The organism is Serratia sarumanii (assembly GCF_029962605.1).
Lineage (GTDB): Bacteria > Pseudomonadota > Gammaproteobacteria > Enterobacterales > Enterobacteriaceae > Serratia > Serratia sarumanii.
The window spans coordinates 2422249-2434884 of sequence record NZ_CP124750.1 but is presented as its reverse complement, the minus strand read 5'-3'; the positions used below and the strand labels follow the sequence as shown (position 1 = coordinate 2434884).

Annotated in this window: 11 protein-coding genes; 3 read left to right on the top strand and 8 right to left on the bottom strand. The window is 58.8% G+C overall.

All coding sequences use genetic code 11. From position 1 onward, the window contains the following. Window positions 1-52: 52 nt before the first annotated feature. From SSARUM_RS11640 to SSARUM_RS11620, 5 genes are read right to left on the bottom strand one after another with little or no spacing between them, the layout of a single operon-like run. Complete coding sequence (locus SSARUM_RS11640; protein ID WP_047567503.1) at window positions 53-1519, bottom strand: aldehyde dehydrogenase; 1467 nt, start codon at window positions 1517-1519, stop codon at window positions 53-55. Window positions 1520-1530: 11 nt separating this feature from the next. Then, the gene (locus SSARUM_RS11635; RefSeq protein ID WP_033648300.1) at window positions 1531-2568 is read right to left on the bottom strand and encodes an LLM class flavin-dependent oxidoreductase; all 1038 of its coding nucleotides are present in this window, start codon (window positions 2566-2568) and stop codon (window positions 1531-1533) included. 19 nt (window positions 2569-2587) lie between these two features. Further along, complete coding sequence (locus SSARUM_RS11630; RefSeq protein ID WP_039566161.1) at window positions 2588-3517, bottom strand: flavin reductase family protein; 930 nt, start codon at window positions 3515-3517, stop codon at window positions 2588-2590. Beyond that, entirely contained in the window at window positions 3504-4331 is an 828-nt protein-coding gene (locus SSARUM_RS11625) for an alpha/beta fold hydrolase (protein ID WP_033648298.1), read from the bottom strand. Before SSARUM_RS11625 ends, SSARUM_RS11630 begins: the two co-directional genes overlap by 14 nt. Further along, window positions 4303-4905 carry an amino acid synthesis family protein gene (locus SSARUM_RS11620; protein ID WP_033648297.1) on the bottom strand — a complete coding sequence of 201 codons (603 nt, stop codon included), beginning with the start codon at window positions 4903-4905 and terminating at the stop codon, window positions 4303-4305. Before SSARUM_RS11620 ends, SSARUM_RS11625 begins: the two co-directional genes overlap by 29 nt. A 338-nt stretch (window positions 4906-5243) precedes the next feature. Between SSARUM_RS11620 and SSARUM_RS11615 the strand changes: the two genes are divergently transcribed. Further along, complete coding sequence (locus SSARUM_RS11615) at window positions 5244-6038, top strand: GntR family transcriptional regulator (protein WP_223181988.1); 795 nt, start codon at window positions 5244-5246, stop codon at window positions 6036-6038. Window position 6039: 1 nt separating this feature from the next. Then, window positions 6040-6336 carry a DUF1330 domain-containing protein gene (locus SSARUM_RS11610; protein ID WP_033648295.1) on the top strand — a complete coding sequence of 99 codons (297 nt, stop codon included), beginning with the start codon at window positions 6040-6042 and terminating at the stop codon, window positions 6334-6336. 86 nt (window positions 6337-6422) lie between these two features. Here the strand turns inward: SSARUM_RS11610 and SSARUM_RS11605 are convergent, their stop codons facing one another. Together SSARUM_RS11605 and SSARUM_RS11600 are read right to left on the bottom strand one after the other, a co-directional pair. Further along, complete coding sequence (locus tag SSARUM_RS11605) at window positions 6423-6737, bottom strand: AprI/Inh family metalloprotease inhibitor (protein WP_033648294.1); 315 nt, start codon at window positions 6735-6737, stop codon at window positions 6423-6425. A 98-nt stretch (window positions 6738-6835) separates the two neighbouring features. Further along, on the bottom strand, window positions 6836-8275 hold the full coding sequence (locus SSARUM_RS11600) for a serralysin family metalloprotease (RefSeq protein ID WP_033648293.1): 1440 nt from the start codon (window positions 8273-8275) through the stop codon (window positions 6836-6838). 933 nt (window positions 8276-9208) lie between these two features. On the opposite strand from SSARUM_RS11600, the gene SSARUM_RS11595 reads away from it, so the two are divergent. Beyond that, window positions 9209-11302 carry a putative bifunctional diguanylate cyclase/phosphodiesterase gene (locus SSARUM_RS11595; RefSeq protein ID WP_033648292.1) on the top strand — a complete coding sequence of 698 codons (2094 nt, stop codon included), beginning with the start codon at window positions 9209-9211 and terminating at the stop codon, window positions 11300-11302. Here the strand turns inward: SSARUM_RS11595 and SSARUM_RS11590 are convergent. Further along, on the bottom strand, window positions 11299-12495 hold the full coding sequence (locus tag SSARUM_RS11590) for an MFS transporter (protein WP_048321558.1): 1197 nt from the start codon (window positions 12493-12495) through the stop codon (window positions 11299-11301). The genes SSARUM_RS11595 and SSARUM_RS11590 overlap by 4 nt on opposite strands. Window positions 12496-12636 lie beyond the last annotated feature (141 nt).

The window sequence follows — 12636 nt, the reverse complement described above, 5'->3', positions numbered from 1 at the left end:
GATGAAAACGGGGCTGCCGGCGCGATCTGAAATCGCGCCTGATTGCGCTGACTCAGCGCATGACAAAAGGATCGTCTATCGGATCGTCGCTGGTGCGCAGCCACACCGTTTTGCTGGTGGTGTATTCCAGCGCGGCGTCAATCCCGCCCTCGCGGCCAAACCCCGACTGGCCGTAGCCGCCAAACGGCGCCAGCGGCGATACCGCTCGATAGGTATTCAGCCACACCACCCCCACCCGCAGGCGACGGGTCACCCGATGCGCGCGCGTCAGGTTCTGCGTGAAAATGCCGGCCGCCAGGCCATAGGCAGAATCATTGGCAAGCTGAATGGCCTCCGCTTCGTCCCTGAAGGTCAACACCGACAGCACCGGGCCGAACAGCTCTTGCTTCACGCACTCGGCGTCGGGTTGCGCGCTGCAATCGACAATCGTCGGCGGGTAGTAAAAGCCCGGTGAGTCGATCGCCGCGTGGCCAATCACCAGTTTTGCCCCCTGCTCCAGCGAACGGCTGACGATGGCGGCGATCCGCTCTTGCTGCTGCCTGGTGCAAAGCGGCCCGAACTGGGTGTCCGGGCGATCCGGCGGCCCGATGCGGATGCTGCGCACCTTCTCCGTCAGCCGGGCCAAAAACGTGTCCTTGATGCTTTCCGCCACCAGCAGGCGCGAGCCGGCTACGCAGCTCTGGCCCGACGCGGCGAAAATGGCCGCCACCTGCGCATTCGCCGCGCTGGTCAGATCCGCATCATCGAAAACGATAAACGGCGATTTTCCGCCCAGCTCCAGCGAGGTGCTGGCGAGGTTTTCCGCACTGCCGCGAACGATGTGCTTCGCGGTTTCCGCGCCGCCGGTAAAGGCGATGTGGTCTACCTGCGGATGCGCCGTCAGCACCGCACCGCATTCGGCGGCAAAGCCGGTGATCACATTGCATACGCCGCGTGGAAAACCGGCCTCGTCTATCAGTCTGGCGAACGCCAGCAGCGGCGCCGGCGCGGTTTCCGCCGCTTTGACCACCAGCGTGCAGCCGGCGGCGATCGCCGGGCCGATTTTCACCGCCGCAAGAAACAGCTGGCTGTTCCAGGGCACGATCGCCGCCACTACCCCGATCGGTTCGCGACGTACCCAGGTTTCCATGTCGGCTTTGTCGATCGCCAGCACGCTGCCTTCCATCTTGTCGGCCAGGCCGGCGTAGTACCGGTAGTATTCCGCCACATAAGCGATCTGCGCCTGGGTTTCCCGGATGATCTTGCCGGTATCCAACGTTTCCAGCCGCGCCAGCTCGGGGGCGTGCTGCTCCAGCAAGTCGGCCAGCCGCAACAACAGCTTGCCGCGCGCGCCGGCGGTCATATCGCGCCACTCGGCCCCCTGGAAAGCCCGGTGCGCCGCCGCAACGGCGCGATCCACATCCTGCGCGCGGGCTTCCGCCACCTGCGCCCAGGGTTCGCCGCTCGCCGGGTTGATCGAGTCGAAGGTGGCCGAACCGGCGTCAAACCGGCCATCGATGTAGAGTTTGAACGATTCCATCAGCGCCTCCGTCAGTGAAATTCCGGCATCACGCAGCGAATGAACCGCTCCAGAGAGGCCTTTTTACGCGCAAAGCTCATGCCGCTGTCGATCCACAACGCAAACTCGTCATACCCCAGCGCCTCATATTTTTTCAGCCGCGTAATGACCTCATTGGCGGTGCCGATAGCCAGGTTGGTGCGCATCATCTCGGCGGAGTAATAGGTATTGGCGGCGATCTCTTCGTCGCTCAGCGGCTGAATCAGCCCTTGCCGCACCGGCCGCTGGTTCTTGAACCAGGCGCCGAAGTAGTGGTAGAAACGGTTGAGCTCTTCCGCCGCCAGGCGGGCGTCCGCCTCATCTTCCGCTACGTAGCCATGCTGCAACAGCATGATCTTCAGCGGCTGCTCGGCGGCGAAGCGTGCACGCGCCTCGTTGAAACAGGTCACCAGCCGCACGATCTCCTCTTCCCCTTGATGCAGCGGCGTAACCTGAACGTTGCAGCCGTTTTGCACCGCAAATTCGTGGCTGTTGGGATCGCGCGCCGCCACCCAAATCGGCGGATGCGGCTGCTGTTTCGGCAGCGGCGACGAGGTGGTCGCCGGGAACGACCAGTATTCCCCCTGATGGGCATAGTCGCCCTGCCACAGTTTTTTCACCGCCGGGATCAGCTCGCGCATGCGCTGCCCGGCATCCCAGGCGGTCAAACCGGGCATCAGCCGTTCGTATTCATAGGAATAGGCGCCGCGCGCGATGCCCAGCTCCAGCCTGCCGCCGGTGATGATGTCGGTCATCGCCGCCTCGCCCGCCAGACGGATCGGGTGGTTGAACGGCGCAATGATGGTGCCGGTGCCGAGCCGCACCCTGGAGGTGCGCCGGGCAATGTCCGCCAGATTGATGAACGGATTCGGCGCAATGGTGAAATTCATGCCGTGGTGCTCGCCGGTCCAGATGGCGTGCATGCCGCCGCGATCGGCGATTTCACACAGCTCGATCATCTCCTGGTAGAGTTTTTCCTGCGGTTCGTCGGGTAACGTTCGTTCCATATGCACGAATAAAGACAGTTTCATCACACTCTCCCGTTCAGCCTCAACCGGCGAATTGCTTGATGGCACCGCTGTGCTCATCGCCATAATAGATACCGTAATTGCCCACGGCGTTTTCTTTGACGAACCGGCCCAGCATCGATCGCAGCGCCGGATCCTTGATCGGCAGCCGCGCCAGCGTCGGCATGTCGAACCATTCCGCCGCGCCCAGCTGCGGCGTCAGGCTGCCGGCGTCGGTCGGCAGCGCGCACAGGAAAACGATGTGTTGCTGGTGCTTCTGGCGGTCGTCATAGACGGAATAGACGAAGCCCGGATGGGCGTTGATGCCCAACTGCTGCAGTAAATCTCCCAACGTTTCGCTGACGCTGCGTTTCTCCACCGCGCTGGACGGCAGTTGATAGCCGCCGTCATTTTGCCGCACCATCACGGCGTGCCCTTCAAACTCGATCAACGCGCTTACCACCACCTGCGGCCCGCCAATCAGCGACTGCGCGTTTTGATAAGGCGTGAAATAAGCGCCGCGGTAATACCCCAGACCGGCGGTGGCGTTGGACTCGAACCCTTCGACCTGGCCGATCAGAATGGCATGGTCGCCGGCGTCCACCACCTGATGCAGCGAGCAGTCGAACCACGCCGAACTGTTATCGATCAGCGGCACCCGTGACGCGCTCCAGCGCCAATCGATCAGCGCAAAGCGGTCTTCGTTCTTTTGCGCAAAAATGGTTGAAGCCTCTTTTTGCTGTTCCGCCAGAATATTGATGGCGAAATGGCTGCACTGGGTAAAATGCGCCAGATTCGCCGAACGTTTATCGATGCTCACCAACAGCAGCGCCGGATCCAGCGACACCGACGAAAACGAATTGGCGGTGAAGCCAATCGGCCGCCCCTGTTTGTCTACCGAGGTCACAATGGTGACGCCGGTCATAAAGGCGCCGAAAGCGTCGCGCAACTGCCTGCGTTTATCCGCGTCCATTTGCTGCTCCTAAAGTCAAAGGTTGCTCTGAGGTCAGAAAATCAAGCATCAGCGCGTTGACGCGTTGCGCATCGGTCAGACTGACCATGTGTTTGGCGTTCTCAATGATTACCGCGCGCCCGTTCGGTGCGGCCTGCGCCATTTGCCGCGCCATCTCCGGGCTGGAATTGGCGTCGTGCTCGCCGGTCAGCACCAACACCGGGCAGCGGATAAGGTGCCAACGCGGGGCATACACCCGATCGCCGGTAGCAAACGCCTGATAGGCGCGGGCATAACCCGCTACGTCCACCTGTTGCAACCAGCCGCCCACCTGCCGGCGCAGACCCTGTTCGGCGGGATCGGCGCCAAACCACCGGCTCAGCGGCGAGTCGAGCTGCGTCTGGCCGCTGGCCAACGCGCTGGCGCGTTGCGCGACCTCGGCGCTGGCCTTTGCTGAGCGCTGAAACACGCCGCTCATCACCACCGCGCGATTGACCCGCTCCGGATAATCGATCGCCAGACCGGCGGTGATCAACGCCCCCATCGAGTGCCCCGCCACCGCCGCGCTCGGCGCGCCCAGGGTGTTTAAGAAGGCCGCCATCCAGCGCACGTAATCCTCCAGCGTCGCGGCGTGGGCGAAGCCTTCGCTTTCTCCGTGGCCCGGCATATCGACGGCGATGACCCGAAAGTGCGCGCTGAGCGCATCGAGCTGGGGATACCAGGCCTCCGCGTTCATGCCTACGCCGTGGATCAATACCAGCGGCTCGCCACGCCCGGCCTCCAAATACCCCACCCGCAGAGCGGGTTCAGACAGCTGCCGGATTGTTCTGATCATGGCCCAGCTCTTTCAGATCCAGATAACGGTTGCCGATGCGGTGGTGCGGCCGCCCCCCCAGCGCCGCGCCCAGTGCGATGACGATTTCATCGTCGAAGGGCGCGTCGTTGATGTTGAACTGAAATGTCAGGTAGTGCTCGCGGCTGCCTTCGTCGTTTTTCCCCATCATCGGGATCAGGATCGGCGCGTTGGCCGGCCCGCGGGTATTGTTGAACGCCAGATAGCTCTTGCCGTTGACCGCCGAACGGTAGTGGTTGCCGAAATGCAGCGTGTGGATCAGCGCCGAGGCATGTTCCAACTCGCCGCCCAGCCCCACCACCGCGCTTTTGCCGAAGGCTTCCACACGCTCGCCGGAGCCGGCTTCTTTGAGGATCAAACCGGTCAGCAGCTCGCCCAGCACCGGCGCCATTTCTCGAATCTTTGGCGCCAAATCCTCGACAAAGCCTTGCCCGGCCCAGGGGTTTTTGATCACCGCCGCCGCCGCGATCATCACCAGCGGTTTGCCGGCCGATTTGCCGCCGTCGGCGTAGAGGGTTTCTGTGGAAACCAGGGTCTTGCGGATGTCTTGATGCATAAGGGACCTCGAAAAGTAAATCAAATGTTAATCAGATGTCGCGAGTCGAGGGTATAGCATCGGGCAGATTGGCATGTCAAAATTTGGTATACCATAATACGGTATTCTTGTTTTCACTTGGGGAGGTAGAGCAAATTTGAAAATAACACCGGTTAATCAATGCATTAGTAAATTTGCGTGGGCTTTGGCAGGGAGTGAAACACCGGCCACGACCGCGTCCGCTCAGCACCCTGTGCCCGTGCCGCAGCCGTTGAGCCAGCGGCTATCAGCACCGAAAAGCGGTTTTTTTAGGCTATCTTTCGATTTTGTGAGCTGCTGCAACATTCACCGTTTTGGCGATGCGGCGCGAAATCGGCCGCCGTTGCTTTGCAGGTTGGAAAGATGTTAATAGTACCGGGCAAACGGGAATTCGCGTCGTTATCCGGATTAATGATGATCCACAAAAAATAGAGACAATTATGGTTCAGGCGTCATTGAAAATTGAGAATGCACCGGTCACCTTGCGCGAATTGGCATTGGCGAAAATTAGGCAGGCGATTATCTCAGGGTATTTTCAGGCCGGCGATCGTTTGGTGGAACGCAGCCTGTGCGAGGAGCTGGGCGTCAGCCGCAGCGTGGTGCGCGAGGTGATCCGTTATCTCGAAGCGGAGGGGCTCATTGAAACGCTCGGCAAGAAAGGGCCGATTGTCGCTATTCTGACCTGGGAAATTGCCGAGCAGATCTATACTATTCGCCTGCTGCTTGAACAGGATGCCGCTCACGACTGCGCCCTGAAAGCCGGGCCGGAAGATAAAAAGAAACTGCATGAAAAATTAATTGCGATTAATCAGGCGTCGGCCGGGCAGGACGATATTCAGCGCGTTGAAGCCTCGCAGGCCTTTTATGAAACCATTTTCCAAGTGGCCCATCACGCCATCGCCTGGGAAATCGTTCAACGCCTGAACAGCCGCATCAGCCGCCTGCGCGCCCTGACCCTGAAAACCCCGGAGCGCCAGCTGGCCGGCTTCGAGCGCATGACGCGCATTTATCACGCCATCGAACAAAACAATCCGACGCAGGCCAGGCAAGAAGTCATCGATCACCTGACCGAGGCTGCCGCGCTGGCCAAGCGCATTCTGCAACAGGAGTCCTGAGATGCCCGCTTACTGGATCGCCCATGTTACCGTGAAAGATCCGCAGCAATATCAGCATTACATGGATTTGGCGCCCCAGGCGTTTCGCCAGTTCAACGCCCGTTTTCTCGCCCGCGGCGAACAGGCGCAAACGCTGGAAGGCCCATCGTTTGTGAAACATGTGCTGATCGAATTCGACGACTACGCCACCGCGTTGGCCTGCTACCATTCGCCGGCCTATCAGTTGGCGAAACAACAGCGGCGCTACGTGGCGGAAGCCATGATTACCATCGTCGACGGCTTGCCGCCCGCCCATTAAAAAGCCCCCGCCGTTACGGCGGAGGCTGGGTGATGTGAGGCGTGATAACCGCGTTCAGAAGCGCCGGGTCAAGCCGGCGTTTTCCGCTAGTTATTTCTCTTCAGGATCTTCCCAGTTTCAGCCCAGATCTGGCTGCGATAATGATCGTCTTCCTGAGAGAAGAAAAGTACGGTCAGCCCATCCTTGTCCAACAGCGCAATGCCATCGGGAGCAGGACGCCACGCCACAGGCTCTTGCGGCAAGACGTCGGGCGTGCAATCAGATAAAAATTTCAGGCTATAGCCGCCGGCCGATTCCACACTCTCCGCGTTGAGCTGCACAACACAAGACTTTGATTTATCACTGACCGTCCACTGCCCGGATAGCGTTTCGGCGGAAGGTAACACCAGACTGCTTGCCATAGAGGCTCCTGAAAACAAGAAAATTATTCCGACAAGAATAAATTTGCACATAGCTGGCCCATGCGAAACGGTGGGCATCATCGCCCACCGTTGCCGTTTTACACGATAAAGTCAACAGCGACGTCGGCCTGCCCGACGATGTGCACCAGGAAGTCTGGATTTGCACCGCCATGGATATTGAAGGCCAATTCACTCAGATTGCTCTGGGTATCATAGGATACCAGCGCCTCACCGGCCTGCCCGCTGAAATGATCGACAAACTGAATGAAATCACTGCCTTTAGCGCCCTGGTTGAAGAAGGACAGATCGATCTTGTCCTTGCCTGACTCAAAGTCCCAAATGGTATCAGGAGCCCGAACAGGCGAGTCATTCACATCAGAGAAGACAAAAATGTCGTTGCCTTGCCCTCCCCATAATTGATCCTGGCCCGCTCCACCGTAAATGACATCGTTGCCGGCGCCGCCTTTGAGCGTATTGTCTGCGTGATTCCCAACAATGACGTCATTACCTGAGCCCCCTATCGCGTTTTCGATGGTGACGCCAGCGGCGATGGAAACATTCCCTTTTAATCCCCCGACGTCGGAGAAAGCGCCTTCGTTCAAGTTGATACGTTGATTTTGGCTATACCCCGAGAAATCAAGGGTGTCATTACCGCCTGCATCCCAAACAGACATCACCAGTTTGTCGTGGCTGTCGTTGAGCGTATAGAAGTCTCGGCCTGTATTTGAATTAAACCCGTAAACGGTGTCGCCGGTTCGGGTGGTCATATTGGCGCCGTAAAGATGCTGGATGGCCGCGATATCATCAACCAGCGGCGCAGCGGCATAGTAATGGCCATGATCCGCATTGGTAATGGATTCATTCCAGTAACTCATTACGCTAAACTGCCGGGTATCCTCGGCGTAAACTGCCTTGGTATAATTTGGGCTGCCTTGCCCCGCATTATAAGTGCCCGGGTGATCTAACCCGAGAGTATGGCCAACCTCATGGGTAATGGTTAAGCGGCCGTAATTACCTAGCTCAGGATGCAAATTTTCGGAGTGATTCTTAATGTTGTACCAACTTTGCCCATCAGAATTGAACCCCCTGTAATCATTGCCATTATATGAGAACGGTTTCAAGGCATACGCTTGTCCTGTCCCCTCATAATTGCCAAAGGTAATATTGGAGGGTTGGCCTGCGGCAACTTCGACAAATTTGATGTTGGCAACATCGGCCCAGGATTGCAAAGACAGCTTCGCCTGTTCTTGTTGCTGTTGCGTGAACGCGCTCAGCCCCGTATCACGTTCCGGGGAGCGGTGGCCCAGGTTCAGTTCGTTATAATCCCAATCCGGGAAGGAATAGGTCACCGTCGCCTCTTTTCCCGTGACGTGAACGCCATTCCAGGTTTTATCGCCGCGCGCGATCTGCAACCCCGCCTGATTTATGTCATAAGACGGTTTGTTATTTATCGTCAGACCATTTCCGCGCTCATGGTAGTGAATAAGATCGTTAACGCTGTCCCAACCCGTTTCGTTTCCATTCATGGTATTACCCATAACTTTCTCCACAAAGTAGCTAGTATTGCTATGACATCCGAAATGTCCCTTGGGGATAATCAAGATCCTGAGAATAGCGATCACCCGATACGCCCCACTCTTTTTGCCTATCCCTTTACAATTGACTTTTAACTACCCGATGCCTCCTTACCCATGATTGAGAACTGATGCAACTGCGTGAGATCGCGATATTTCCGTGCAAAATGCACGGAAATAATAGGCGCATTGATCCGGCAAGGGTTTGATTCCAGAGTTTGCGCGTTGAGGCTAGGTTGAGATGCCGCTCAAAGGGGCGGATGACAACGGCCGTTCGATACCTTGTCTCGTTGCCAGAGACCACAGCAGACGTGGTCTCGTGTTGTGACCGTTGCCGGTTATCCGAACCGTTACCCGAAGAAAATTACGTGAATGCATTTGCGCCACCATCCAGTTTTGCTAATGATTATCATTCGCGAGGCTATCTCACACGTAAGCAAAGTGTCAACAGATGAAACAAAACATTTCTTGATTTGCATCATGATTTTTTCGCCAAGCCCCAGTGAACGGGCGATGACGGGCGTTGCAGAGTGCATAAAATGGCGTTTATCACCGTCTGGACTGCGGTTTTTGCCAGTGTTACCGCATAGAGCAGGCAGAATACCGTTCGGAAGTACATCATGGCGACTGAACATTTGGCCACAGAGAAACATCAGGAATGATTAATTTTCACGGCAATAACGCGGCGTGGTCCGATTACTTATTTTTCGCTGCAATATAAGGGATGCTTATAAATAACAGGAGTATTCCTAATGCGTTCACGCGGGATGTATTCCATGCTGGCGGGCCGATTTTTAGCCGCGCCCGCTGGCTATTCCCATTTTAATTGGCAAGACTATATTGAAAGAAGCTCTGCCCTAGAGCGAGAATATGGGTAATTTTCCGAGGAAATACCGCATGACCCTGTTGCCCAAGCAGAGCAATAACAAAAATCCGATTGATCTCTATGGCGAAATCGTAGACGACTTGCCCGGCCTGATTTGCTTCGGCAACCGCCTTGGCGGTTACTTCAATAAACAGTGGCGCGACTATACCGGCGCCATCGCCGGTGCACACGGCGCCGCCGACTGGCTCGATGCCCTGCACCCCGACGATCGCGAGCGGCTGGCCGCGCAATGGCGCCAGGCGATCGTGGCCCTTTCCTCGTTCGCCGGCGAAGCCCGCCTGCGCGATCGCAGCGGCGCCTACCGTTGGTTTATGCTGGCGTTCAACGCCCGGCAGGACGGCATGGCGCTGGAGCTCAGCTGGTACCTCACGGCGACCGACATCCATCCGCAAATGCTGCAGCGCCAGCAAAACGTTCAGGCGCTCTCTATCCAGCAAGACATGCTGGACGCCAGCGTCGACTGCATCAAAGTGATCAATCACGACGGCACGCTGCGCCACATGAACCGCTCCGGCAGCCTGGCCCTTGGCCTTGATCCGGCGCAAAAAGAGTTTGGCATGCCCTGGCTGGGGCTGCTGTCGCCCGAGATCCGGCGCCGCGGCAGTAAGGCGCTGCGCAGCGTCAGAGCCGGAAAGAATGCGCGCTTCACCGGATTGAGCGTGACGCCGCAGGGTAAAAAACAGCACTGGGACAACATTCTCACGCCGGTCAGCGACGAACACGGCGCCGTGGCCGAGATCTTGTGCGTCTCGCGCGACGTGACTTCACAGCGCGTGATGGAACAACGTCTGTTGCTCGCCAGCGAATATGACGAATTGACCGGCCTGCCCAACCGACGCCTCTTCAAGAAAAAGCTGAAGCAAGAGATGAAGCGCGCCCTGCACGGCAACAAGTCCCTCGGGCTGATGCTGTTGGATCTTGACCACTTCAAGCTGGTGAACGACACGCTGGGCCACGCGGCGGGCGACCATCTGCTGCGGATCTTGGGTAAAAGGCTCAGCGCCTGTATGAATGCGCACTCGTTTGTCTCCCGCCTCGGCGGCGACGAGTTTGCCGTGGTGATTAGCGACGTCGAAAACGAGCAGGATATTTTCCGCATCGCCAACAAGTTTCTGCTGCAGCTGGAGACGCCGATCACCCACGGCGGCAAGACGCTGCATTGCGGTATGAGCCTCGGCGGCGCCATCTATCCCAAAGACGCTCGCGACGCTTCAGAGCTGATGAAATGCGCCGATACCGCGCTGTATGAGCTGAAAGACGGCGGCCGCGGCGGTGTCTATATGTTCGACAGCAAGATGATGGACAAGGCGCGCGCCCGCGCCAGCCAACTCAACTACGCGCGCCAGATCGTGCGCGACAACTGCATCCGTCCCAGCTACCAGCCGAAGGTCTGCCTGACCGACGGCAGCATCGTCGGCTTTGAAGCGCTGCTGCGCTGGCACTGCCCGATCAACGGCGTGCAGCTGCCGGCAACGGTAAGCGAGGCGTTCAACGACTACGAGCTGGCGACCAAGATCAGCGAGGCCATGCAGCTGAAGGTCTTCGCCGATATCGCCCGTTGGCGCGCGGCCGGCGTGGCGGTGCGGCCCATCTCGCTGAACGTGTCGCCGATCGAGTTTTTACGCGACAACTACGCCGAAACCTTCCTGCAGCGCCTGCTGAAGTTCCACATTCCCCACCACCTGATCGAACTGGAAGTGACCGAACACGCGTTCAACAAGCACGGCTCGAAGTACGTGCTGCGCGCGCTGCAAATGCTCAAGGAGATGGGCATCCGCATCGCGCTGGACGATTTCGGCACCGGCCACTCCTCCTTCAGCCATATCATGGATTACCCGCTGGACTGCATTAAGCTGGACTGCGACTTCGTTCAACGGATGAATACCGAACCGGCGATCCTGGCGATCGTGGAAAGCATCGGCATCCTCGGCCAAAAACTGTCGATCGATATCATCGCCGAGGGCGTGGAAACCGAACAGCAGCGGCAAACGCTGTGCGAAGCCGGTTTCCATATCGGCCAGGGTTATTTGTTCAGCCGGGCTGTGGAATCCCAGCGGGTGCCCGAGCTGCTGCAGGCGATGCCGCAACTTGTCGACGGCCGTTAAGCGCCCCGCCGTTCGCCGAACGGCGCCAGCTGCATGCCAACCAGCGTCACCACGCAGATGAGCGCCCCGGCGTAGAAGGTGGAGGCGGAACCGAACAGCTCCCACAGGGTTCCGGCCCCGAGACTCGCCAGCAGCAGCGCCACGCCGCTGATCAGATTGAACATGCCGAACGCGGTGCCGCGCAGGTGCGCCGGCGCGGTATGCGCCACCATCGCCGCCAACAGTCCCTGCGTCATGCCCATGTGCACGCCCCACAGCGCCACGCCAAACAGCACCCCGCCCCAATGATCGCTCAGCGCCAACACCACATCGGCGGCGATCAGCACCAGCAGCCCGGCTTTCAGCAATCCTTCATGGCTCATGCGATCGGACAGTTTACCGAACGGATAGGCCGAGCAGGCGTAGACCAGATTCATGGCGACCATCACCAGCGGGATCAACGCCAGCGGCGTGCCGCCCTGCTGCGCCTTCAGCACCAGGAACGCTTCGCTGAAGCGCGCCAGCGTGAAGACGGCACCGATACCCACTACCCACCAATAGCCGCGCCCCAGCAGCCGCAGATTGGCGCGGGTGATCGGGTTGGTGCGCTTGTGGGTTATCGCGGCGGCCGGCTCTTTCAGGCCAAAAAACAGCAGCGCAATCGCCAGCGCCGCCGGGATCGCCGCCACCCAAAAGATGGCGCGAAAATCGTTGTGCCACAGCAGCATCAGGCCGACGGCCAGCAGCGGCCCTAAAAAGGCACCGACGGTATCCAGCGACTGGCGCAGCCCGAAGGCCGCACCGCGAATCTCCGGCGGCGTCACGTCGGCCACCAGGGCATCGCGCGGCGCCCCGCGGATGCCTTTGCCCACGCGATCCAGCAGGCGCGCGCTCATCACCATGCCGGACGACGACGCGATGGCGAAAAACGGTTTGCTGATGGCGCCCAGCCCGTAGCCCAGCAGCGCCAACCCTTTGCGCTTGCCGAGATAGTCGCTCAGCACGCCGGAGAACACCTTGACGATCAATGCCGTCGCCTCCGCCAGCCCTTCGATCAGCCCGATGACGATCACGCTGGCGCCGAGCGTCGTCGCCATAAACAGCGGCAGCAGGCTGTGGATCATTTCCGAGGAGACGTCCATCAGCAGGCTCACCCCACCCAACACCCACACGCCGCGCGGTATGCGGCCCAACGTAGCGAAACGCGACAGCATGGTTCATCCTCGAGAGATTCAGCGCCACCGGCGGCGCTTCATGACATTTCCAAGATTGGATAGTTGATTTTGTTCGTTCACAGATCTGCCGCCTTTAGAGATAGTGCAACGACCTTGTGACACCCATAATAATGAAGGTAA

What these genes read in the sequence shown, in the direction of transcription:
- SSARUM_RS11640 (WP_047567503.1), bottom strand. Translation starts at nt 1,519, where the DNA reads ATGGAATCGTTCAAACTCTACATCGATGGCCGGTTTGACGCCGGTTCG.
- SSARUM_RS11635 (WP_033648300.1), bottom strand. Translation starts at nt 2,568, where the DNA reads ATGAAACTGTCTTTATTCGTGCATATGGAACGAACGTTACCCGACGAA.
- SSARUM_RS11630 (WP_039566161.1), bottom strand. Translation starts at nt 3,517, where the DNA reads ATGGACGCGGATAAACGCAGGCAGTTGCGCGACGCTTTCGGCGCCTTT.
- SSARUM_RS11625 (WP_033648298.1), bottom strand. Translation starts at nt 4,331, where the DNA reads ATGATCAGAACAATCCGGCAGCTGTCTGAACCCGCTCTGCGGGTGGGG.
- SSARUM_RS11620 (WP_033648297.1), bottom strand. Translation starts at nt 4,905, where the DNA reads ATGCATCAAGACATCCGCAAGACCCTGGTTTCCACAGAAACCCTCTAC.
- SSARUM_RS11615 (WP_223181988.1), top strand. Translation starts at nt 5,244, where the DNA reads ATGCGGCGCGAAATCGGCCGCCGTTGCTTTGCAGGTTGGAAAGATGTT.
- SSARUM_RS11610 (WP_033648295.1), top strand. Translation starts at nt 6,040, where the DNA reads ATGCCCGCTTACTGGATCGCCCATGTTACCGTGAAAGATCCGCAGCAA.
- SSARUM_RS11605 (WP_033648294.1), bottom strand. Translation starts at nt 6,737, where the DNA reads ATGGCAAGCAGTCTGGTGTTACCTTCCGCCGAAACGCTATCCGGGCAG.
- SSARUM_RS11600 (WP_033648293.1), bottom strand. Translation starts at nt 8,275, where the DNA reads ATGGGTAATACCATGAATGGAAACGAAACGGGTTGGGACAGCGTTAAC.
- SSARUM_RS11595 (WP_033648292.1), top strand. Translation starts at nt 9,209, where the DNA reads ATGACCCTGTTGCCCAAGCAGAGCAATAACAAAAATCCGATTGATCTC.
- SSARUM_RS11590 (WP_048321558.1), bottom strand. Translation starts at nt 12,495, where the DNA reads ATGCTGTCGCGTTTCGCTACGTTGGGCCGCATACCGCGCGGCGTGTGG.